The organism is Pseudomonas sp. F-14 TE3482, assembly GCF_053629455.1.
In genome coordinates this window covers 5,231,799-5,251,979 of record NZ_JBRJII010000001.1, presented here as the reverse complement: position 1 = coordinate 5,251,979, position 20,181 = coordinate 5,231,799, and the positions used below count along the sequence as shown (strand labels likewise).

Here is a 20,181-nt window from a genome sequence, read left to right as displayed (position 1 = left end):
CGTGGACGCGTTGCTCAAGGAATTGCCGGTGCACCAGGGGCTGGCGCGGGTCTTTGCGGCGTTGGGTCAGGACGGGTTCTGGCGTGCGCTGGTGGACACGCTACGGCTATTGGTGCCGCTGGATAACGCGTTGGTCGCGGTAATGCGATCGGGGCGGGTGCCACGGCTGCTGATTGATTTCGACTCCAAGGGCGGCGCCGACGAGCATGAAGAACTGGCGGACTACAGCGCCGGCATGTACCTGCTCGATCCGTTCTACCAGGCCGCTTGTGCCGGTATTGCCGATGGCTTGCACAGCCTGGCCGCCGTGGCTCCCGACCAGTTTCAGCAGAGCGAGTATTACCTGAGCTACTTCCACTCGGTGGTGGGTCGCGACGAGTTGCAGTTCATGGTCAACGTCGACGGTGCGGTGCTCGGTTTATCGTTGGGGCGCTCGACGACGTTCACCCTTGAAGAGCAGGGCCGTCTGCTGTGTGTGCGTGATTGGGTGCTGGCGGCCATGCGCCGTCACCTGCAACTGATGCCCCCGGAAGGGCCGACCGCCGAGGCCGTGGCTGGCGACTTGGCGACCCTGCTGGATCGCTTCGATGCGCGTTTGTCGGTGCGCGAAGTCGAAACGGCGCGGCTGATTCTCCAGGGCTTCTCCAGCAAAGCCATCGCCCAGCAACTGGGTATTTCCCCGGAAACGGTGAAGGTGCATCGGCGCAATCTCTATCACAAGCTCAATGTGAGTGGGCATGGAGAGTTGTTTGCGCTGGTGTTGCAGCCGCGTTGAACGTCAAAAGATCGCAGGCTTCGCCAGCTCCTACATTTACCGTATGCAACCTCAATGTAATGGGTGTACCCAACCCCCGTAGGAGCTGCCGAAGGCTGCGATCTTTTGATCTTTTGATCTGCAACTACCCCAGCTTGAACACCAGCGCCTTCAACCCGCACTCAACATCGGCATCGGGAAACTCTGGCGGATTCTCCAACCGCTGCTCAAACCGCAAGCTCGGCGCTTCGCGGGTGACGCCGTCGATGAGGAAGTCCGCCCCAAAAGCCGGATCGTTCATGCAAGCCAGCACCGTGCCCTGAGGGCTGAGCAATTCCGGCAGGCGGCGCAGCACGCGCTGGTAATCCTTGGTCAGCAGAAAACTGCCTTTCTGAAAGGACGGCGGGTCGATGATCACCAGGTCATATGGGCCCTTGCCGATCACCTTGCCCCAGGACTTGAACAGGTCATGGCCGAGAAAACTCACCTTGCTCAAGTCATGCCCATTGAGCCGATGATTGTCGCGGCCACGGCTCAGGGCCGAGCGAGCCATGTCCAGATTGACCACATGCGTAGCGCCACCCGCAATGGCGGCCACCGAAAACCCGCAGGTATAGGCGAACAGGTTCAACACCCGCTTGCCATCAGCATTGGCCCGCACCCAATCGCGGCCGTAGCGCATGTCGAGGAACAGGCCGGTGTTCTGTTTGCGGCCCAGGTCCACGCGATAATGCAGGCCGCCCTCGGTGATTGTCATCTCGTCGATCGGCTCCCCTAGCAGCCATTCGGTGGTGCTTTCCGGCAGGTATCGATGTTGCAGCAGCAAGGTATGCGCGCCGGATGTCGCCCATGCAGGCGACTGCGTGATCGCCATCAGCCGCTGCTTCAAATCGTCCAGTTGCGACGCTTGCGGTTCCTTGAACACGCAGACCAGCACCACGCCTTGCAGCCAGTCGACGGTCAATTGCTCCAGCCCCGGCCAGCAGCGGCCACGGCCGTGGAACAGCCGACGGGTTTCGGCGGGCGCTGCCGCAAGCGCAGTCAGCAAATGGTCGTGGAGGACGGAGAGGGCATCTGGGTTCATCGGGCAAAGTCGGCCATGCATGGGGGGGCGGCATTTTAACCACAATTCGCCCCCCACGAACGAACGGCGCGCGTTTACCAATCCACCGAATAGCTGACCGCCAATCGACGCCCTTCGGCATGAGGGTAAGGCGCGGCCGCATTGGCTTGCATGTAGAGCGTTTCGTAGTTGCGATCGCTCAAGTTGTAGACGCCCATGTCCAGTTTGCCCACCGGCAATTCCACGCCGGCCAGCAGGTCGACCGTGGTATAGCCTTCGATTTTACGGCCGTTTCCATCCTTGAAGCCGGCGTCGTAGCTGTCCAGGCGCATCGCCTGCAACCGCAGGTTGTAGTCTTCTTGCTCATAGGCAGCGAAGGCGGTGGTTTTGGCCGGTGAGATGCGCGTGGCCGGCAGGTCGAACCATTCGCCGTTCTGACGGGTTTCACCTTTGGTCCAGGCGTAGGTTCCGCCCAGCGACCAGGCTTGATCGAGGTGATAAGTCAGGCTGGTCTCGACACCGCGCACGCGTTCTTTCTGATCGATCAACCGTTGCGCACGGGTGACGGAGTCGTAGTACTGCGTCACGTCCGAGCGGTTCTCGAACAGCGTGACGTTGGCCTGCAACGACTCCCAGTCACCGCGCCAGCCGAGTTCGTAACTGTCGACCTTGATCGCCTGAGCGTTGAGGTCCTGGATGTTGTAACTGCCGCGCACATCACGCAGGAAGCGCTGCACATCGGGCAGCGAGAAGCCCTGGCTGAAGTTGACGAACACATCCTGCGCACTGCTGATGTGGTAGACCGCACCGAGGTTGTAGAGGGTGTCTTCGTACTTCAGCGTGCCGCCGGGCAGCACCTCAGTCACGCCTGCTTGCCAGATGCCACCGAAGGCGACGCTGTCGGCGACGTCGCTGTGAATCCACTCGTGCCGCGCACCGCCGCGCAGGGTCCAGTCGCCGATATCCCAGCTCGATTGAGCGAAGAGCGCCGTGGTGTTGGTCTCAATGTCCGGGCCGAATGCATAGCGCTGGCCTGTCGGCGTGTAGGCCAAGCCGTCGACGCGATAACGGTCGCCCTGCTGGCTGATTTGTTCGTTCTCGAAGTCAGCGCCCCAGACCAAGTTGCCGGTGGCGCTGCCAATCGAGGGCAGGGTGCTTTCCACGGCGGTGCGCAGGCCATAGACATCGGCTTCGCTCTCGGAAGCCACGACCCCGGCGTTGGCACCCCAGTTGTAGGGGAAGAACCGTGCCTGCTGTTTGCGCCAGTAGCTTTCCACCATCAAGTGCTGGCCGAACAGATCGCGATCGCTGTAATTGAAGTTCACCGCCTGGTTATGGGTGAACGGCTGGTCGCTCAACTGCAACCCTTTGATCGCCACTGACTCGCCATTGCGAGAACCGGCCACATAGCCGGTGTCTTGCTTGTCCTCATATTCCTGCACCGACAGACTCAGGCGTCGATCGTCATCCAGATCGAAGCCGAATCTGGCGTGCAGGTCATGGCTCTCGGTGTCCATGTTGCTGCCCTGAAACGCTTCCTGGGCGATGCGGTTGCCGTTGCCGTCGAACTGGTCGTTGCGTTGCAACAGGTCGGCGGACACGTACCAGTCGAAGGCGTTCTGGCGCCCGGTCACGCTCTGGAACACTTCGTAGGCAAAACCTTTGCGATTGAGGTTGTCGGCGGTGCTGAGCCCTACGCGGCTGCTCATCGCCAGGGATTGCCCCTCGTTACGCTTGGTGATGACGTTGATGATGCCGCCCGAGGCGCCCGCACCATAGAGGCTGCTGGCACCGGAGACCACCTCGATGCGTTCGATACTCGACGGCGCGATGCTGTTGAGCTGGCGTGAAACGTCGCGACTGGCGTTCTGCGAAACACCATCGATCAGCACCAGCACGTTACGCCCGCGGATGGTCTGGCCGTAGTTGCTCATGGTGCCGGAGGAGGGCGCCAGACCGGGCACCAGCGTGCCGAGAATATCGGCCACTTTGCGCCCGGCAGCGGATTGTTGCGCGATCTCCTTTGCCTGAATCAACTGCACGGTGCCGGGAATCGAGGCGATGCTGGCCTCGCTGCGTGTGGCGGACACCACGGTGTCGGACAGTGACAGCGAACCGCTGCGCAGTTCCAGCGGCACCGGAGCCGGTTGTAGCGTGACGCTGTTTTTTCCGCTGAAGCGCCATTGCAGGCCACTGTCGCGCAACAGGCTATTGAGTGCCTGTTCGGTGCTGTAATCGCCCTTGAGTGACGGCGCTGTTTTGCCACGCAGCAGCGCCGCGTCGACGCCGATCGACAGCCCGGTCTGCGTAGCCAGTGCCGTCAGTGCCGTGTCCAGCGGCTGGTTCCCCAGTTCGAAGTGATAGGTGTCTGTCGCGGAGTCGGCGAAGGCCGGAACGGCGCAGCCCAAGGCAAGTGCCAGAGCGCTCAGGCGAAAGAGGGAGAAGGTCTGGTGGGTCATTGTTGTTGCTCATGGAATCGACTGTATTAACTCCAATGACCGGGCTGAAATGAAATCGGGCAGTTGTCTTGAAGATTTTTTTTGCTCAGCGCTGCCGCACCTGCACCAGGTATTTGCTGTAAGTCTCGATACGAATCGGCAAGGCCGCCTGCAACAAGGCCAGTGCGGCATCGCTGTCTTGCGCGGGCAGCACGCCGGTGAAGCGCAGGGTTTGCAATTGCGCATCTGACGCCCAGATAACTCCCCGACGATGCCGATCAATTTCGGCCAGTACTTCGGGCAGCGGCCTGTCGTGGAAAATCAGCCGGGCGGGGAGCGAAGCGGTTGCCTGCGTGGCGGGCGCCATCCAGCTCTGCACGGGCAGCCACTGGCCGACGGCGATCGCCGCCGGTAACACCAGAGCTGCGCCCATCAGGTGGGCACGACGGCGCCGGGCTTTTGGTGGTGGAGAGAAGGATTGCCAAAGCTGCTGAAGTTGTTCGAACAGCTGCGCGTGGCGCGCATCGGCAGCATGCCAAGCGTTGAATTCGGCCAGAACTTCAGCTGAGGGCGCCTCGTCCAGACGCACCAGCCAATGGGCCGCCTGCTCGCGGATCTGATCCTGGGTGAGGCTTTCAGTCATTGCTCAACCCCTCGGGCAACGCGTCGAACAAACGGGCATGGCAGTGTGCGAGCGACTTCGCCAGGTACTGCTTGACGCTGCTTTCGGAGACCTGAAGGTGTCTGGCAATTTCGGCATAGGAACAGCCATCGACACGCGCCATCAGAAAAGCCTTGCGCGGTTTCTCTTCCAGTTCTTCGAGCAACAGCAGCAGAACTTTGCCGAGCAATTGGCGCACGGCAATGATCTGTTCCGGGCCTTGTTGGGTCTGCTGATCGAGTAGAACGACCATGCTGCGAAGGGTTTCTTCTTCGACCCGGCGGCGATGATACTGATTGATCAACAGACGATTGGCTGCCACCAGCAGATAGGCCCGTGGTTCCTGCAATGTCGGCAAAGCATCCAGGCCCAGCAGTTTGACGAAGGTGTCATGGGCCATGTCAGCGGCATTGTCGGGGCAGCCGAGCTTTTTGCGCAGCCAGCCGAACAGCCAGCCATGATGCCCACGGTAAAGCTCGGAAAGAGACGAAGCGGACTGACCCGACACGACGAAACCTCGAACGAAGATAATTCGCAAATGGGAAGTTGTTGCAATTGCGAATGCTGTCATGTTGCTGCGCGACGTTCAAGTCTGATGCGAACGCAAGAGCAAGGACTCGCTGAACATCGTATCGATACAGGGCTCAAGGCTTGCAGTTCGCCCGATTTCGTCGTCCGGTTGTATCAAAAATGAATTTCCACGAAGTCCGCTGCTCATACCTGTAGGTGGCGGATTTGAGCCTGCGAACTTTTTACGTAATCAGGGAGTGGCACAGTCATGGGTCCAGTATCAACGGCGGGCGCGCACTTGTCTGACGGATTGATTCTTGTGGTGGAGGACGACCCGTTGATTCTGGAGTTTCTTTGCGAAATTCTTCAGGAGGAGGGCTTTGCGGTTGAACCAAAGATCAGCGCGGACGCCGCGTCGCAGTTTCTGGAGCAGCACGCGCCGGAGGTAGGACTGTTGCTGACGGACATCACCATGCCGGGCAAACTCAATGGCGCGGACCTGGCCAATCAGTTCGGCGACCGTTGGCCAGACAAACCGATCATGATCATGTCCGGCTTCGAAACCCCGAAAAGCTCCGGGGTCAAGCATCCGGTTGCGTTCATCAAGAAACCCTGGGCGGTGGGGCAATTGCTCGATTGTGTGCAAAACGCCCTGCATTCGAACCGGACCGTGTAGGAGCTGCCGAAGGCTGCGATCTTTTGATCTTCGTTCTAAAAGCAAAATCAAAAGATCGCAGCCTGCGGCAGCTCCTGCGTGAGTGATGTACATTTGCCTGACAACATTCGCCTGGTTCTGGAAATCGCCCTTTGTCAGCATCCGTGTTCAACACGTCGTACCGCGCCTTTCTGTTCGATATGGACGGAACTGTCCTCAACTCCATCGCCGCCGCCGAGCGGATCTGGACCACCTGGGCCCTGCGCCACGGTGTTGATGTCGATACCTTCCTGCCGACCATCCATGGCGTACGCGCCATCGACACTATCACTCGTCTGGCCTTGCCCGGGGTGGACGCGGAAGCTGAAGCCGCGTGGATCACCGAAGCGGAAATCGAGGATGTGGAAGGGATTGTCGAAGTGGCCGGCGCGGCGAGTTTCCTCAAGTCGCTGCCCGCCAATCAATGGGCCATCGTCACCTCCGCACCACGGGCGCTGGCCCTGCGCCGAATGGCGGCGGCAGGCATTCCCGAGCCTTTGGTGATGGTCACCGCCGAAGACGTCAGCGCCGGCAAACCCGACCCTGCGGGGTATCGGCTGGCCGCCAGTCGGTTAGGGGTCGAGCCCACCGAGTGCCTGATCTTCGAAGATGCCGCCGTGGGGATTCGTGCTGGTGAAGCGGCGGGCGGCCACGTCATGGTCATCACCGCGACCCATGTTCATCCGCTCCAGACCCCGCACGCCACCCTGGCCAGCTACGACTTGGTCGAGGCCCGTGTGGACGCCGATGGTCGAATCTGCCTGCATTCTTTCTGATCGACCGCGTCCCCTGTGGGAGCTGGGCTTGCCCGCGATGGCGTCGGCACAGACAACATAAATCCCTTGGCAGACCGCAGAGGCCCCATCGCGAGCAAGCTCGGCTCCCACAATGATTGATGTGAGTCAGTAAACCCCGGGAATCAACCGCCAAGTCCTGTTGCAATAAGCCTCATATTCACTGCCAAACTGCGCGCGTAACAGCGCTTCTTCGGAGCGAATGCGGGCGATCAGCGGGATCAACGTCAGCGCCACAAGAAGCAACCCGACGCCGGAGCGAAAGGCCAGCGCCCAGCCCACGTCATTGATCAGCAGCCCCAGGTAACTGGGGTTGCGCAAGGTCCGATAAATCCCGTCGGTGACCAGGCGGTGCCCCGGCTGAATCGCCACCAGACCGCTGAAGCGTTTGCCCAATACAAACACCGGCCACATCCGCAGTGCGCCGCCGCCGATGAACAACAGCGCGCCCAGCCAACGCACGCCCTCGCCACCGAAGGTCCAGAAGTCGATCCGGTCGGTATAGGCTGGCAGGTACCCACTCAACAGCCCAAGTACCCCGAAAACCGGCAATACCCAGCGATTGGCCCGGTCTTCACGTTCGCCGGAGCTCAGGTTGCCCTCGCTGAACAAAGACACGATCGCCATCACCAGGGTTGCAAACGCAATGACCACCAGCGGCGGGTGCGAGAAAAAAGCTGCCAACCCGCCCAGCCCGACTACCGCCAGAGCGAGGTAGGCAAGGGTGCTGACGAGGGCGAAAAACGCGAGTTTGGCAGAGATTTTCATGACTGACTTCGCAAAGGACATGTAGGAGCTGCCGAAGGCTGCGATCTTTTGATTTTGCCCCTGACAATATCGCTCAAAAATCAAAAGATCGCAGCCTGCGACAGTGGTTGTTCGGTCATTCGACGCGGTACCGCGTTATCGCCACAACGATAGCCGCCGGGCTGGGTGAACTAAGCTTGGATAAGGATGATTCTATCTATTCACTCCCGGCGCGTTGAACATTTCGCTGGGCCGGGAGCGTCACAAGGAGCACACGATGCTTCACATCAGAACGCCCCTGATTCTGCACCCAGGCCTGTCAACACCGACCCGGCGAATCTGGCTCAAGCTGGAAAACCTGCAACCCAGCGGCTCGTTCAAACTGCGCGGCATGGGCCTGCTGTGCAGTCAGGCCGCGGAGCAGGGCAAGCGTAAAGTGGTCTGTCCTTCCGGGGGTAACGCCGGGTTGGCCACCGCCGTGGCCGCCGCCAGCCTTGGGCTGAAAGCCTGCATCGTGGTGCCGAACACCACCCCGGAAACCACCCGCGCCAGGATCAGGAAAGTCGGTGCCGAGGTGATCGTTCATGGCAAGGTCTGGGACGAAGCCAATCAACGGGCGAAAGAACTCGCAAAGGGCGCGGACACCGAATACGTGCCTGCCTTCGATCATCCGGTGCTGTGGGAAGGGCACAGCACGATGATCGATGAAATTCTCGAGGACTGTCCTCAGGTCGATGTGTTGGTGACGTCGGTGGGCGGCGGAGGGTTGCTGGCGGGCCTGCTCACTGGACTGATTCGTCATCAGCGCATGGATTGTCGAATCGTTGCGTGCGAAACCCAGGGCGCAGCGTCTTTCGCGGCCGCCGTGAGTGCCGGCCACCCGGTCAGATTGCCGCGCATCGATACCGTCGCCACGTCACTTGGCGCGGCGCAGGTGGCAGCCTGGCCGGTGCAGCACATTCTCGACTTCGCGCACGAATGCGTGGTGCTCAGCGATGATGAGGCGATCATGGGCGTGGTCCGTTACGCCAACGACTTGCGTCAGTTGGTCGAGCCGGCGTGCGGCGTTTCATTGGCGGTGGCGTACCTCGACCATCCGGCGATCGCCGAGGCCCATGATGTGGTGATTGTGGTGTGCGGCGGCGTCAGCATCAGCGCGCAATTGGTCGCCGGCTGGGCGCGCCTGTCCGCTGGGGCGCAAGCAACCTAGGGCCCGAACACTATCCCGTGTTGCGAGCCCCACGGCTGACTTTTACAGGTTTCAGCGACTGACTGGACTTTATTGAGCGAGGATCGCTTTGGCCAGGTCCTCATCGCTTGCCTTGAGGTCGGGATGATTCTGTCGAATTTCCTTCAGCACCGACTCCAGATAAACGCCGCGAATCGTACCGCCACTCGCCACGAAGCTAGAGGCATCATCCCGTGCGGGAATCACGATTTTGTCATCCTTGAACGTCGAGTACAGCGATGCGGAGACCCCGGCCGAAGTGGCGACATCTTTTGCATCTACATCGGCCATGGCCGAACCAACGGGCAAACAAAGCACTAGTGAAGATATGAGCAACAGACGGCGCATGACGGCGTCCTCCGAAAGCGGAAAGGAAGTAACACATAGTTTAGGATGCCTGGCAGCGCTCAGGAGTTCCCTGCCGATTCGATATAGGCACAGATGAGCGCTCAGAACCGCACGGTTGCGCCATAGTCAGGCACTGATCACGCAGCCGGATCGTGGTATCTGACGAACACCCGACCCTACATAGACCGTAGGTAACCCGTGACGGGATCTTCATGGGCATGCTGGCGATAATCTCCAGCGTGGTCGATCATCGGGAGCGAGGGATGGCTTGAATGGGTGGAGGGCAGGTGAGCGTCGATATCGAATGCGTGGTGGTCGGGGCCGGTGTGGTCGGGCTGGCGGTGGCCAGGGCTTTGGCGCGGATCGGGCGAGAAGTGATTCTGGTCGAGGCGGGCGAGGGGATTGGCGTGGGCATCAGCTCGCGTAATTCGGAAGTGATCCACGCCGGTATCTATTACCCGAGCGGCAGTCTCAAGGCGCAATTGTGCGTGGAGGGCAGGCAACGGCTGTACGCCTTCTGTGATGAACGCGGCGTCGATTACCGGCGTATCGGCAAGCTGATCGTGGCCACCGATGAACGTCAGTGCCATGCCTTGCAAGCATTGCTGGAGCAGGGGCGGCGCAACGGTGTCGATGACCTGCAATGGCTGGATGCCGGGCAGGCGCGGGCGCTTGAACCGGCGTTATCCTGTGTTGCCGCACTCTGGTCGCCGTCCACCGGCATCGTCGATTCCCATGCCCTGATGCTGGCGCTTCAGGCAGATGCTGAAGCGTGCGGTACTTCGATAGCCTTTCACACGCCATTGGAATCGGCCCGTTGCACCGGGCACGGTTTCGAGTTGCACATGGGTGGAGCCCAGCCGATGACGTTGAGCTGTCGTCAGTTGATCAACTGCGCGGGATTGTCCGCGCCTGACGTGGCGAGCCGGATCGAAGGCTTGCCAGCGCAGCACGTTCCCAAGGCCTGGCTGTGCAAGGGCAGTTACTTCAGTTTCAGCGGCCGGGCGCCGTTCCGGCATCTGGTTTACCCGGCACCGGAAAGCGCCGGGCTGGGCGTGCACATGACCCTGGACCTGGGCGGTCAGGCGCGTTTCGGGCCGGATGTCGAATGGGTCGAGCAAGTCGATTACCGCGTCGATCCCCGCCGTAGCGAAGGTTTCTATCAGGCGATCCGGCGTTACTGGCCGGCATTGCCCGATAACAGCCTGCAACCGGCCTACAGCGGGATTCGCCCGAAGATCAGCGGGCCGAGCGAACCGGCCGCAGACTTCATCATCAGCGGCCCGGATGTGCATGGCGTGCCGGGGCTGGTCAACCTGTTCGGCATCGAATCGCCGGGGCTGACCAGTTGCCTGGCGCTGGCCGACCGGGTGGTAAAAATACTAGCCGCTCCGCATTCCTCGTAGCAGCTGGCGCAGCCTGCGTTCGGCTGCGAAGCAGTCGTGAATTCAGGCACTGCGGTCTATCAGGTAAACCGCATGGGCAGGTTTTACGACTGCTGCGCAGCCGAACGCAGGCTTCGCCAGCTGCTACACAGGTCGTCGTGAAGGTGCCGGTTATCAGTGTCTGCGATGCCATTCACCGCGAGGGCTATTCTTGGCAATGCGCCCATCCTCATGGGAGACCTCTGATGATCAACGTACGCACTGCCCGCATGCTCGCCGATTACAGGCACTGGGCCGATCAGCGACTCTTTGACAGCCTCATGGCGCTGCCACCGGAAGAGCTCAACCGCAAACGGGTGTCGGTGTTCAACAACATCATCGGCACCTTGAACCATATCTACGTGGTGGACTGCATCTGGCAAGCCCACCTGGAGGGCCGAGGGCACGACTTCAAAACCTCACATGACCTGCTCCATACCGAACTCCCCGAGCTGCGAATGGCGCAACAGGAGATCGATCAATGGTTCTGTGGATGGAGTGCGGCCCAGACCGACGATTCGCTGGATCAACCCATCGAATTCACCTCCGTCGCGGGGGAAAGCGGGGTCATGAGCGCCGGCGCGATGCTGTTGCATGTGGTCAACCACGCCAGTTATCACCGAGGCTGGGTGGTCCAGATGTACGTCGAGATTCCGGCCCTGCCGCCGATCACTGATCTGCCGGTGTTTCTGCGCGAGGTTCCGGGGTATTGAGTTGAGTTCCCCTGCGCAAGCAAATCCCTGTGGGAGCGACCTGTGGCGAGGGGGCTTGCCCCCGTTGGGCTGCGAAGCAGCCCCAAAATCTCTGATGTACCAAATATCTTGTGAGTGCTGCGCACTCAAACGGGGGCAAGCCCCCTCGCCACAAGCCCGCTCCCACAGGTTATGTGTCAGTTCAGGAGATTTGGGTCAGGCCTGAGCAATCAAACTCTGCCGGCAATCAAGCACCAACAACGCACCACCCAGTTCGCTGCTGCCCACTTCCAGCGTAAACCCATGCAGGCTGACGATGGCCGCGACGATCGACAGGCCCAGCCCGAATCCGCTTTGCGGGTTACCGCCCTCGGCGCGATAGAAGCGCTGAAACACCGCCTCACGTTCGGCCAGCGCAATGCCGGGGCCGGAGTCGAGTACTTCGATTCGTGTATGCCCGGCGTCATTCACCCCACGCAAAATCACCTTGCCACCCGGCGGCGTGAACTTGATCGAGTTGCTCAGCAAATTCGCCACGGCTTCGAACAGCAGCGCCCGGTCGCCGTTGAGCTTGGGCAGGGACTCAGGCAGTTGCAGTTCAAAGGTCAGTTCGCCTTCTTCGGCCAGCGGCAGATAAAAGTCATGCAACTCTTGCAGCAACGGCACCGGGTCCAGTTGCACGAAACCCGAACGGCGCTGGCGATCCTCCAGCTCGGAAATCCGCAACAGCCCACGAAAACGCGCCATCAAGGTATCGGCCTCGCTGAGCACGGAATCCAGTTGCACGGCCAGCGTCGAACCGTCATCGGCCTGTTGCTGAATCCGGTACAGCTGCGCCCGCAGGCGCGTCAGCGGTGTGCGCAGGTCATGGGCGATGTTGTCGCACACGCCCTTGACCTCGTTCATCAAGCGTTCGATGCGTTCGAGCATGGCGTTGACGATGGCGGCGAGCATGTCCAGCTCGTCACGGCGGTTGGACAGCGGCAGGCGCCGGGTCAGGTCACCGGCGACGATGGCTTCGGCGCTGGCCTGGATCGCCCGGATCCGCCGCAGCGGGCGCCGTCGCAATAAGTGCCAGCCGGCGATGCCGGGCAGAATGGTCAGCGACACGCCCCACAGCAGCGCATGCAGGATGATCCGGGTCACGGCAAACAACGAACCGTTGTCCCGCACCAGTACCAGCCAGCGTCCGTCCAGGGTTCGGGTTGCCGTGGCATCGCAACTGTCGGCGGGCAGGGTCGGGTCGTCGGCGTCGACGCAATCGCTGAGGATGTGAATCTTGCCGTCCAGCGGCAGGCCTTGAGGGATCTGGCGCAAGGGCCCGCTGAGGTGGCGCCGCTGGTCATCGAACAAGCCATAGGCATCAATGCCGCGAACGTCGAAGGTCACGCTGGCGGCGAGGGCGTCCTCCAGTTGCGCGCCCTGGAATCGGGAAAACAGATGCTGACGTTGCATCAACGAATGCTTGGCCAGGGTGTCCAGGTAGCTGGACACCTCGTAGTACATGACCCCCATGAGAATCCCGCTCCAGGCCACGAACAGCGAACTGTAGAGCGCCAGCAAGCGGCTGCTGGAGGAACGCCAGCCTTTAGAGGGGTTCAGCAATGACATAACCCGAGCCTCGCACGGTCCGAATCAGTGGGGCTTTGCCGGGCGGGTCGATCTTTTTGCGCAGACGGCCGATGTGCACGTCGATCAGGTTGGTGCCGGGGTCGAAGTGATAACCCCAGACCTCTTCGAAAATCATCATCCTCGACAGAATCTGCCCGGTGTTGCGCATCAGAAATTCCAGCAACTTGTATTCGGTGGGCAGCAGCGTCAGCAACTGGCTGTCGCGGCTGGCCTCGTGGCTGATCAGGTTCAGCTCCAGATCCGCCACGCGCAATGTGGTGGCCTGGGCGGTCACGGTGTTCTGCCGGCGCAGCAAGACTTCGACCCGGGCGGCCATTTCATCGGTGGCGAATGGTTTGGTCAGGTAATCGTCGCCTCCGGCGCGCAAGCCGCGCACCCGTTCATCGACATCGGAGAGGGCGCTGATCATCAGGATCGGCGTGGCCACGCCCATGGTGCGCAGGGTGGTGACGATCGCCAGCCCATCGAGCTCCGGCAGCATGCGGTCGAGAGTGATCAGGTCGTAGTCGCCGCTGACCGCGCGCGCAAGCCCCTCGCGGCCATTGTCGACCCAATCCACGTCGAGGCCGTGGCTACTCAGTTCGGCGACGATTTCCCGGGCGGTCACAGCGTCGTCTTCGATGGTCAAGATGCGGGTCATAGGGCTTGCCTGATAATCGGTTCAATACGAAGTGGGGCTCATTTTGCCAAGAATTACGCGCGGCTTTTTAAATTAACTTTCATGTTGCCTCGTGAGCCTGCCCGGAACGTTGATATCATCCGGCCATAACTCTAAAGGGAAGCTGCACTGTGCGCACTTTAATGGTTCGTGGCTGGATGCCGATGTTTTTGCTGTTGTTGTGCATGTTCGGCTCCTCCGCCTGGGCTGCCAACACGCCATGTTCGGGGAAGAAGGGCGGCATCGATCGTTGCGACGGCGATCTGTTCCTGTGCAATGACGGCTCCATCAGTGGTTCGAAGAAAAGTTGCTCGGCGATGTTTGGCAGTAAAGACCAAGCGCGACCGCAGACGCTGTTGCAGGATTCCGATGGCTGCGCCTGCGGCACCGGCACGTTCTGCACCGGGCCAAGAGGCGGGGTGTATTGCCTGACGCCCAGCGGCAACAAGAGCTACAAGCGCAAGTAATTCATTTAGCGCAATGCATAAAACCCGCCGATATGGCCGGCTCCTTGCAAACTGCATGACCCTGAGAAGTTCATTGTTTTCAACTATTTGAAATAGAAAGATTTATTTAAATAGTGCGTCTGGCACGTTGACTGCAATTGCTCGTTTGACGAGTTGTAACACCTGCCTGGAGCACTACAACAATGAACAGATCCTCTGATGGTTTTTATCCTGTCGCAGATGAGTTCAGCACGCTCTCGGGCGTGTCCTGGGCCGCTATCTTCGCCGGGGCTGCGGCGGCTGCGGCGTTGTCGCTGATTCTCGTACTGCTTGGTTTTGGCCTGGGTTTTTCGGCGGTTTCGCCGTGGGCCCATGAAGGCGTCAGCGCCAAGGGCCTGGGTATCTCGACGATTATCTGGCTGGCCTTTACTCAGATCGTGGCGTCTGGGCTCGGCGGCTACATCGCCGGTCGCCTGCGGGTGAGGTGGGCCTACCTGCACGGCGATGAGGTCTACTTCCGTGACACCGCCCATGGCTTCCTGGCCTGGTGTATCGCGACGCTGGTGACCGCGACCCTGGTGGTCGGTTCGGTCAGCAACATCGTCAGCGGCGGCGTGCAGGCCGGGGCAACGGTCGCCGGCGGTGCCGCCAGCGCCATGACCCAGGCTGCCGGTAGCGCGGTCGGTAATACCGACAATGATCCGTACGGTTACTTCATCGACAGCCTGTTTCGTGATGATCGACCCGTCGCTGTCAGCGAGGACGCCGTCAATGGCACCGTCACCCGGATCTTCGCGCGCAGCCTGCGTAACGACGGTCAACTGGCGCCCGAGGATCGGACCTACCTGGCACAACTGGTCGCCCAGCGGACCAACCTCACTCAAGCGGACGCCGAACGCCGTGTCGATGAAGTCTATGCCCGCACCCAGAAAGCCGTCGCCGACGCCAAACTGGCGGCGCAACAAGCGGCTGACACCGCAGCTAAAGTCGCAGCCTTGACCGCGTTGTGGATGTTCGTCGCGCTGCTGGCCGGTGCATTTTTTGCCAGCCTCGCCGCGATCTTCGGCGGTCGTCGTCGGGATGCCGTGGAGTACCTGGAAACCGATGCCTACGTGACCACCACCACAACCACGACGCTGCCACCTGTTCGCTAACCCAGGAGAACCCTCATGCGCTCTATATTGCTGTTCTTTCTCGGCGTACCGATCCCGATCATCATTCTGATTGCCTTGCTGACGTGATCCCTTTGAGACGCTTGCCTGCGCCGCTTCTATCTCCGGTAGAAGCGGCGTTTTGCTTTTCGGATGCCCAAGCAGCGAGAATCGCCCCAGCAGGAGCTCATCCGCTCCCACTTTTAATGTTGTGTTGCCTGACAGGAGAAATACCTTGGACAAAAAGGAAAGCAAACGGCAACTGGTGACGATGCTCGAAAGCGGGCGTTCGAAGACCGAAATTTTCAAGACGCTGTCCGGCGGGGAGGTCAAGGATCGGGTGCTGGCGTACTGGATCGGTGCCTATGCGGACCCTGCGCTGTGTCAGCGGCACTCCGGCAAGATCAAGACATTACTGTTTCTGACGATTGCTCAAGCGTTGCTCGGTGCAGTCTTCGGGTTCTTCCTCGGCTCGATGATCGGGCCAGGTGCCGCTGTGTTTTTCACCCTGTTTGCCGCAGGGGTGCCGCTGCTGTTCGCCTGGGGTTTTTACAGGAACGTTGCGCAGGCCTACACCATTTACGTGATCCTGTCCCTGAGCCAGTTTCCACGCATGTTTCAGGGGTTTGAGGAAGATCCGTTGCTGACGCTCGTCGGTGCCGGGATCACCCTGGGCATGGTGTTTTTTGTCGCTTACCTCAAGACGCTGTTGTTCCCGGATCTGGGCTTCCTGGGCTCGAAGAAGGTCAAAGGGCATTACGTGTTTTCCAGCTGAAGATCGGTGCCGAGCGCGGCAGAAATGGAATGCTTGAGGACGCCTTCGCGGGCAAGTCGGATCGCCGCACCGCTCGCTCCTACAGGTAGCCCGCATGATCGGCGATGACCTGTGATGATCGTTCCCACGCTCCGCGTGGGAATGCCGCCCCGGACGCTCCGCGTCCGATATGACGCAGAGCGTCATTGGATGCATTCCCACGCAGAGCATGGGAACGATCGTTGTGGCTCAGTTAATCGGCGTACCGACAAACACCTCAAGCCCCTCGGCATACGCCGTGAACGCGCTGATCCGCGCAAACCGCGCGGCTTCCACCTGATCCGGCACCACCAGGTTGGTAAAACTCCAGGCCACCGCCAGGCTAATCCCGTCCTGCGCAATCGAACCGTCGGTCTTCAGTGGCTGTTTTTCCAGCTCCCGCTCCAGCGCCGAATACGCCGCGGCCAATTGCCCTTCGACCCGTTCCACCCAAGGCGCATACTGAATTTCCGCTGGCCGCAGGTTACGTTCGTAATAAAGCTGCACCGACTTCTCACATGCTGCCAACGCCAGGCCGATCAGCCGTAGCGAGCGCAAGCGTTGCTGCAGATCGTTGGGTATCAGGCTGTTACCCGGCGCGGCCAGAGCTTCCAGGTAGTCGATGATCAGCGTCGAATCCATCAACACCTCGCCGTCATCCAGCACCAGGGTCGGCGCTTTCACCACCGGGTTGATCTGCTGGAACTGCTCGAAGTTTCTGAACACCGAAACCGACTCGTGCTCCAGTGGTATGCCCAGGCATTTGGCGGAAATGGCGACGCGCCGTACGTAGGGCGAATCCAGCATGCCGATCAGTTTCATTAAGCCTCTCCTCGACGGTCCTTGGGGGATGGACAACCTTAGCTGAGGTTCAGCAACCTGCAAACGGCCTCGCGCTAATCCTCAAAGGCTAATCCTCAAACCCCACCTGCTCATGAATCTCATCGACCTTCAACTCCAGTCGATAAGCCACGGCGATAAACAGCGCCTGGCACAGGCACAAGGTCGCGCTCAACGAACGGAAGGCAAACGAACTGCCTTCGTTGACCAACAGCACCGTGTTGGCGCGCTTGGCCAAAGGTGAAAGGTTGCTGTCGGTGATGATCAGGGTTTTCGCCTGATGGTGCTGGGCAATACGCAGGCAGTGCTGGGTTTCCTTGCCGTAGGGCGTAAAGCTGATGGCGATCACCAGGTCATTGGCGCGCACGCTGCGCATCTGCTCGCGGTAACTGCCGCCCAGACCCGACACCAAGTGGATGCGCTTGTTGGTGTGTTGCAGGTTGTAGACCAGGTAGTCGGCCACCGCGAACGAGCGGCGCACCCCGACCACGTAGATGTTGTCGGCATTCACCACCAGGTCCACGGCCTTGTCGAAGGCCTGGTCATCGAGTTCCAGCCCCAGCCGTTCGATGCCCGACAGGGTGGCGTTGATGCATTCGCGCGCCAGGTCGCCGCCGCTGGCCTTCTGCGACTTGTTGGCGATCATGCTGCGAATACGCTGCTGGTAATTCTGCACCGGCGTGGTTTTGTGGGTGTAGGCCTCGCGAAACAGCGCCTGCATTTCGCTGAAACCACTGAAGCCGAAACGCTGGGAAAACCGCACGATGGCCGACGGGTGTACTTCGCATTCGCGGGCGATGTCGCTGATGCGGTCGACCATGATCCGGTCGCTCTGCTGGCTCATGTAACTGGCGATGCGCTTGAGCTGGCGCGGCAGGCTTTCGTATTCATCGGTGATCAGCTGCAACAAACGCTCGGCATTGATCGGGGGGCTGGCGAGATCGCTGTCGGGCGTGCTCTCGGTCGTAGCCGGCTGATCGGTGCGGGACATAAGGAATCCTTCTGGCTTGTGCTTATAGAGATGACAGGTCGCGTCATCCCCTGACAATAGGTTGGCTGTGCGCAGTCTACAGGGTAGGCCGGAATAAAATCTTGAGCTTGCGGCTGCCATGGGGTCTGCTGAAACGATGCACTGTGTCTGGAACGCTTGTGTAAAAGTTTATTGGAAAAAATATTCCACGTAAAAAATATTTAGAATAATTATTGATTGTTCGGTCCCGGTCGTTTTAGTCTGCATCCACCAAGAGTGTTCGGCGCATTCATCGCCCCGAACGCAGGCTGATAAAAATAACAGGAGCCAGCATGGGCCAGACTCGTTTTGCCAGTGGGCGTCAATTGGATCTGATTTGCCTGGGGCGCCTAGGCGTCGACCTCTATGCGCAGCAAGTCGGAGCGCGGCTGGAGGATGTGAGCAGCTTCGCCAAATACCTCGGCGGTTCGTCCGCCAACATCGCCTTCGGCACCGCTCGGCTAGGTCTGAAGTCGGCGATGCTGAGCCGGGTAGGGGACGACCACATGGGTCGCTTCCTCGTTGAATCGCTGACCCGCGAAGGCTGCGACGTCAGCGGCATCAAGATCGATCCGGAACGCCTGACCGCCATGGTCCTGCTGGGCCTCAAGGACCGCGAAACCTTTCCGCTGGTGTTCTACCGCGAAAACTGCGCCGACATGGCGCTGCGCGCCGAAGACATCAACGAAGCCTTTATCGCCTCCAGCAAAGCCCTGCTGATCACCGGCACCCATTTCTCCACCGATGGCGTCTACAAGGCGAGCATTCAGGCGCTGGACTATGCCGAGAAGCACAACGTCAAACGGGTGCTGGACATCGACTATCGCCCGGTGCTCTGGGGCCTGGCCGGCAAGGCAGACGGCGAAACCCGGTTCGTCGCCGACCAGAATGTCAGCCAGCACGTGCAGAAAATCCTCCCGCGCTTCGACCTGATCGTCGGCACTGAAGAAGAATTCCTGATTGCCGGGGGCTCCGAGGATTTGCTCACTGCATTGCAAAACGTCCGGCGCCTGAGCGCGGCGACGTTGGTGGTCAAGCTCGGCCCGCAAGGCTGCACGGTGATTCACGGAGTGATTCCGGCGCGTCTCGAAGACGGCGCGATCTACCCCGGCGTGCGCGTCGAAGTGCTGAATGTGCTGGGGGCCGGCGATGCCTTCATGTCGGGTTTCCTCAGCGGCTGGCTGGAGGATGCCAGCGACGAGCGCTGCTGCCAGTTGGCCAATGCCTGTGGCGCTCTGGTGGTGTCACGCCATGCCTGCGCCCCGGCAATGCCGACCCGTGCCGAACTCGACTATCTATTCAACAGCCCGGTGCCAATCACCCGGCCGGATCAGGACGCCGTGTTGCAGCGCCTGCATCAGGTCAGCGTGCCGCGCAAACAGTGGAAGCAACTGTTCATCTTCGCTTTCGATCATCGCGGGCAGTTGGTGGAGCTGGCCCACAAGGGCGGTCGCGACCTGAACGCGATCGGCGAACTCAAACAACTCTTTATCCAGGCCGTGGAACGGGTCGAAGCGGATCTGCGTGAGCAGGGCGTCGATGCTGACGTTGGCTTGCTGGCCGATCAACGTTTCGGTCAGGACTCGCTGAATGCTGCCACCGGTCGCGGCTGGTGGGTGGCACGGCCGGTGGAGGTGCAGGGCTCGCGGCCATTGGCGTTTGAGCACGGTCGCTCGATCGGCAGCAACCTGATCGCTTGGCCACAAGAGCAGATCATCAAATGCCTGGTGCAATTCCACCCCGACGACGAGCCACTGCTGCGTCTGGAGCAGGAAGCGCAGATCAAGGGTTTGTATCAGGCCTCGCAAGTCAGCGGTCATGAACTGCTGCTGGAGATCATTCCGCCCAAGGATCACCCGTCCGCGCATCCAGACGTGCTGTATCGCGCGCTGAAACGCCTCTACAACCTGGGTATCTACCCGGCGTGGTGGAAGATCGAAGCGCAAAGCGCCGAGCAATGGAAACAACTCGACGAGCTGATTCAGGAACGCGATCCGTATTGCCGCGGCGTGGTGCTGCTGGGCTTGAATGCACCGGCGGCAGCGTTGGCCGAAGGGTTTCAGCAGGCCAGCCAGAGCCAGACCTGTCGTGGTTTCGCCGTAGGCCGGACGATTTTCCAGGAGCCGAGCCGCGCGTGGATGGCCGGTGAAATCGACGACGAAACGCTGATCCGCCAGGTGCAGGGCACGTTCGTCGAATTGATCGAGGCCTGGCGCACGGCCCGGGCCTGAACAAATTAGCTGATTGATGGGGCTTTTGTGGCGAGGGAGCTTGCTCCCGCTGGACTGCGAAGCAGTCC

20 protein-coding genes are annotated in these 20,181 nt (G+C 60.5%); 10 read left to right on the top strand and 10 right to left on the bottom strand.

Annotated elements, in window-relative coordinates; genetic code table 11:
• Position 1 precedes the first annotated feature (1 nt).
• Positions 2 to 775: a helix-turn-helix transcriptional regulator gene (locus AB7M26_RS23620; RefSeq protein WP_429386419.1), complete on the top strand. Its 774-nt coding sequence runs from the start codon at positions 2 to 4 to the stop codon at positions 773 to 775.
• 124 nt (positions 776 to 899) lie between these two features.
• Here AB7M26_RS23620 and AB7M26_RS23615 read toward each other — a convergent pair whose 3' ends face one another.
• From AB7M26_RS23615 to AB7M26_RS23600, 4 genes are all read right to left on the bottom strand, one after another.
• Positions 900 to 1,838, bottom strand: coding sequence for a class I SAM-dependent methyltransferase (locus AB7M26_RS23615; protein ID WP_123494126.1), 939 nt, complete (start codon positions 1,836 to 1,838; stop codon positions 900 to 902).
• 74 nt (positions 1,839 to 1,912) lie between these two features.
• On the bottom strand, positions 1,913 to 4,276 hold the full coding sequence (locus AB7M26_RS23610; RefSeq protein WP_429386416.1) for a TonB-dependent receptor domain-containing protein: 2,364 nt from the start codon (positions 4,274 to 4,276) through the stop codon (positions 1,913 to 1,915).
• An 85-nt stretch (positions 4,277 to 4,361) separates the two neighbouring features.
• Complete coding sequence (locus AB7M26_RS23605; RefSeq protein ID WP_123494130.1) at positions 4,362 to 4,898, bottom strand: FecR family protein; 537 nt, start codon at positions 4,896 to 4,898, stop codon at positions 4,362 to 4,364.
• The gene (locus AB7M26_RS23600; protein WP_123494132.1) at positions 4,891 to 5,424 is read right to left on the bottom strand and encodes a sigma-70 family RNA polymerase sigma factor; all 534 of its coding nucleotides are present in this window, start codon (positions 5,422 to 5,424) and stop codon (positions 4,891 to 4,893) included. The genes AB7M26_RS23605 and AB7M26_RS23600 overlap by 8 nt, the downstream gene beginning before the upstream one ends.
• A 270-nt stretch (positions 5,425 to 5,694) precedes the next feature.
• On the opposite strand from AB7M26_RS23600, the gene AB7M26_RS23595 reads away from it, so the two are divergent.
• Positions 5,695 to 6,102, top strand: a complete 408-nt coding sequence (locus tag AB7M26_RS23595; RefSeq protein ID WP_123494134.1) for a response regulator — start codon at positions 5,695 to 5,697, stop codon at positions 6,100 to 6,102.
• 131 nt (positions 6,103 to 6,233) lie between these two features.
• On the top strand, positions 6,234 to 6,896 hold the full coding sequence (locus AB7M26_RS23590; protein ID WP_368731955.1) for an HAD-IA family hydrolase: 663 nt from the start codon (positions 6,234 to 6,236) through the stop codon (positions 6,894 to 6,896).
• 126 nt (positions 6,897 to 7,022) lie between these two features.
• On the opposite strand, the gene AB7M26_RS23585 is transcribed toward AB7M26_RS23590, so the two are convergent.
• Positions 7,023 to 7,682 (bottom strand): methyltransferase family protein, encoded by a 660-nt coding sequence (locus AB7M26_RS23585; RefSeq protein WP_123494371.1) that lies wholly within the window; start codon positions 7,680 to 7,682, stop codon positions 7,023 to 7,025.
• Between the two features lie 256 nt (positions 7,683 to 7,938).
• Between AB7M26_RS23585 and AB7M26_RS23580 the strand changes: the two genes are divergently transcribed.
• Entirely contained in the window at positions 7,939 to 8,871 is a 933-nt protein-coding gene (locus tag AB7M26_RS23580) for a pyridoxal-phosphate dependent enzyme (protein ID WP_123494136.1), read from the top strand.
• Positions 8,872 to 8,940: 69 nt separating this feature from the next.
• Here AB7M26_RS23580 and AB7M26_RS23575 read toward each other — a convergent pair whose 3' ends face one another.
• Positions 8,941 to 9,237 (bottom strand): DUF2388 domain-containing protein, encoded by a 297-nt coding sequence (locus tag AB7M26_RS23575; RefSeq protein WP_008012177.1) that lies wholly within the window; start codon positions 9,235 to 9,237, stop codon positions 8,941 to 8,943.
• 287 nt (positions 9,238 to 9,524) lie between these two features.
• On the opposite strand from AB7M26_RS23575, the gene AB7M26_RS23570 reads away from it, so the two are divergent.
• Both AB7M26_RS23570 and AB7M26_RS23565 read left to right on the top strand, forming a co-directional pair.
• Entirely contained in the window at positions 9,525 to 10,643 is a 1,119-nt protein-coding gene (locus AB7M26_RS23570) for an NAD(P)/FAD-dependent oxidoreductase (RefSeq protein WP_123494372.1), read from the top strand.
• 224 nt (positions 10,644 to 10,867) lie between these two features.
• Complete coding sequence (locus AB7M26_RS23565; protein WP_008070680.1) at positions 10,868 to 11,374, top strand: DinB family protein; 507 nt, start codon at positions 10,868 to 10,870, stop codon at positions 11,372 to 11,374.
• A gap of 195 nt (positions 11,375 to 11,569) precedes the next feature.
• On the opposite strand, the gene AB7M26_RS23560 is transcribed toward AB7M26_RS23565, so the two are convergent.
• Complete coding sequence (locus tag AB7M26_RS23560; protein ID WP_123494140.1) at positions 11,570 to 12,964, bottom strand: sensor histidine kinase; 1,395 nt, start codon at positions 12,962 to 12,964, stop codon at positions 11,570 to 11,572.
• Complete coding sequence (locus AB7M26_RS23555; RefSeq protein ID WP_123494142.1) at positions 12,942 to 13,625, bottom strand: response regulator transcription factor; 684 nt, start codon at positions 13,623 to 13,625, stop codon at positions 12,942 to 12,944. Before AB7M26_RS23555 ends, AB7M26_RS23560 begins: the two co-directional genes overlap by 23 nt.
• 161 nt (positions 13,626 to 13,786) lie before the next feature.
• Between AB7M26_RS23555 and AB7M26_RS23550 the strand changes: the two genes are divergently transcribed.
• From AB7M26_RS23550 to AB7M26_RS23540, 3 genes are all read left to right on the top strand, one after another.
• Positions 13,787 to 14,110: a YdcA family protein gene (locus AB7M26_RS23550; RefSeq protein WP_123360836.1), complete on the top strand. Its 324-nt coding sequence runs from the start codon at positions 13,787 to 13,789 to the stop codon at positions 14,108 to 14,110.
• A gap of 182 nt (positions 14,111 to 14,292) precedes the next feature.
• Positions 14,293 to 15,243, top strand: coding sequence for a hypothetical protein (locus tag AB7M26_RS23545; RefSeq protein WP_123494144.1), 951 nt, complete (start codon positions 14,293 to 14,295; stop codon positions 15,241 to 15,243).
• 232 nt (positions 15,244 to 15,475) lie between these two features.
• Positions 15,476 to 16,015 carry a hypothetical protein gene (locus tag AB7M26_RS23540; protein WP_123494146.1) on the top strand — a complete coding sequence of 180 codons (540 nt, stop codon included), beginning with the start codon at positions 15,476 to 15,478 and terminating at the stop codon, positions 16,013 to 16,015.
• 228 nt (positions 16,016 to 16,243) lie between these two features.
• Here the strand turns inward: AB7M26_RS23540 and AB7M26_RS23535 are convergent, their stop codons facing one another.
• Both AB7M26_RS23535 and AB7M26_RS23530 read right to left on the bottom strand, forming a co-directional pair.
• Positions 16,244 to 16,855 (bottom strand): glutathione S-transferase, encoded by a 612-nt coding sequence (locus AB7M26_RS23535; RefSeq protein WP_123494148.1) that lies wholly within the window; start codon positions 16,853 to 16,855, stop codon positions 16,244 to 16,246.
• A gap of 88 nt (positions 16,856 to 16,943) precedes the next feature.
• On the bottom strand, positions 16,944 to 17,864 hold the full coding sequence (locus tag AB7M26_RS23530; RefSeq protein ID WP_007907898.1) for a MurR/RpiR family transcriptional regulator: 921 nt from the start codon (positions 17,862 to 17,864) through the stop codon (positions 16,944 to 16,946).
• A gap of 311 nt (positions 17,865 to 18,175) precedes the next feature.
• Between AB7M26_RS23530 and AB7M26_RS23525 the strand changes: the two genes are divergently transcribed.
• Positions 18,176 to 20,113, top strand: coding sequence for a bifunctional 5-dehydro-2-deoxygluconokinase/5-dehydro-2-deoxyphosphogluconate aldolase (locus AB7M26_RS23525; RefSeq protein ID WP_123494150.1), 1,938 nt, complete (start codon positions 18,176 to 18,178; stop codon positions 20,111 to 20,113).
• Positions 20,114 to 20,181 lie beyond the last annotated feature (68 nt).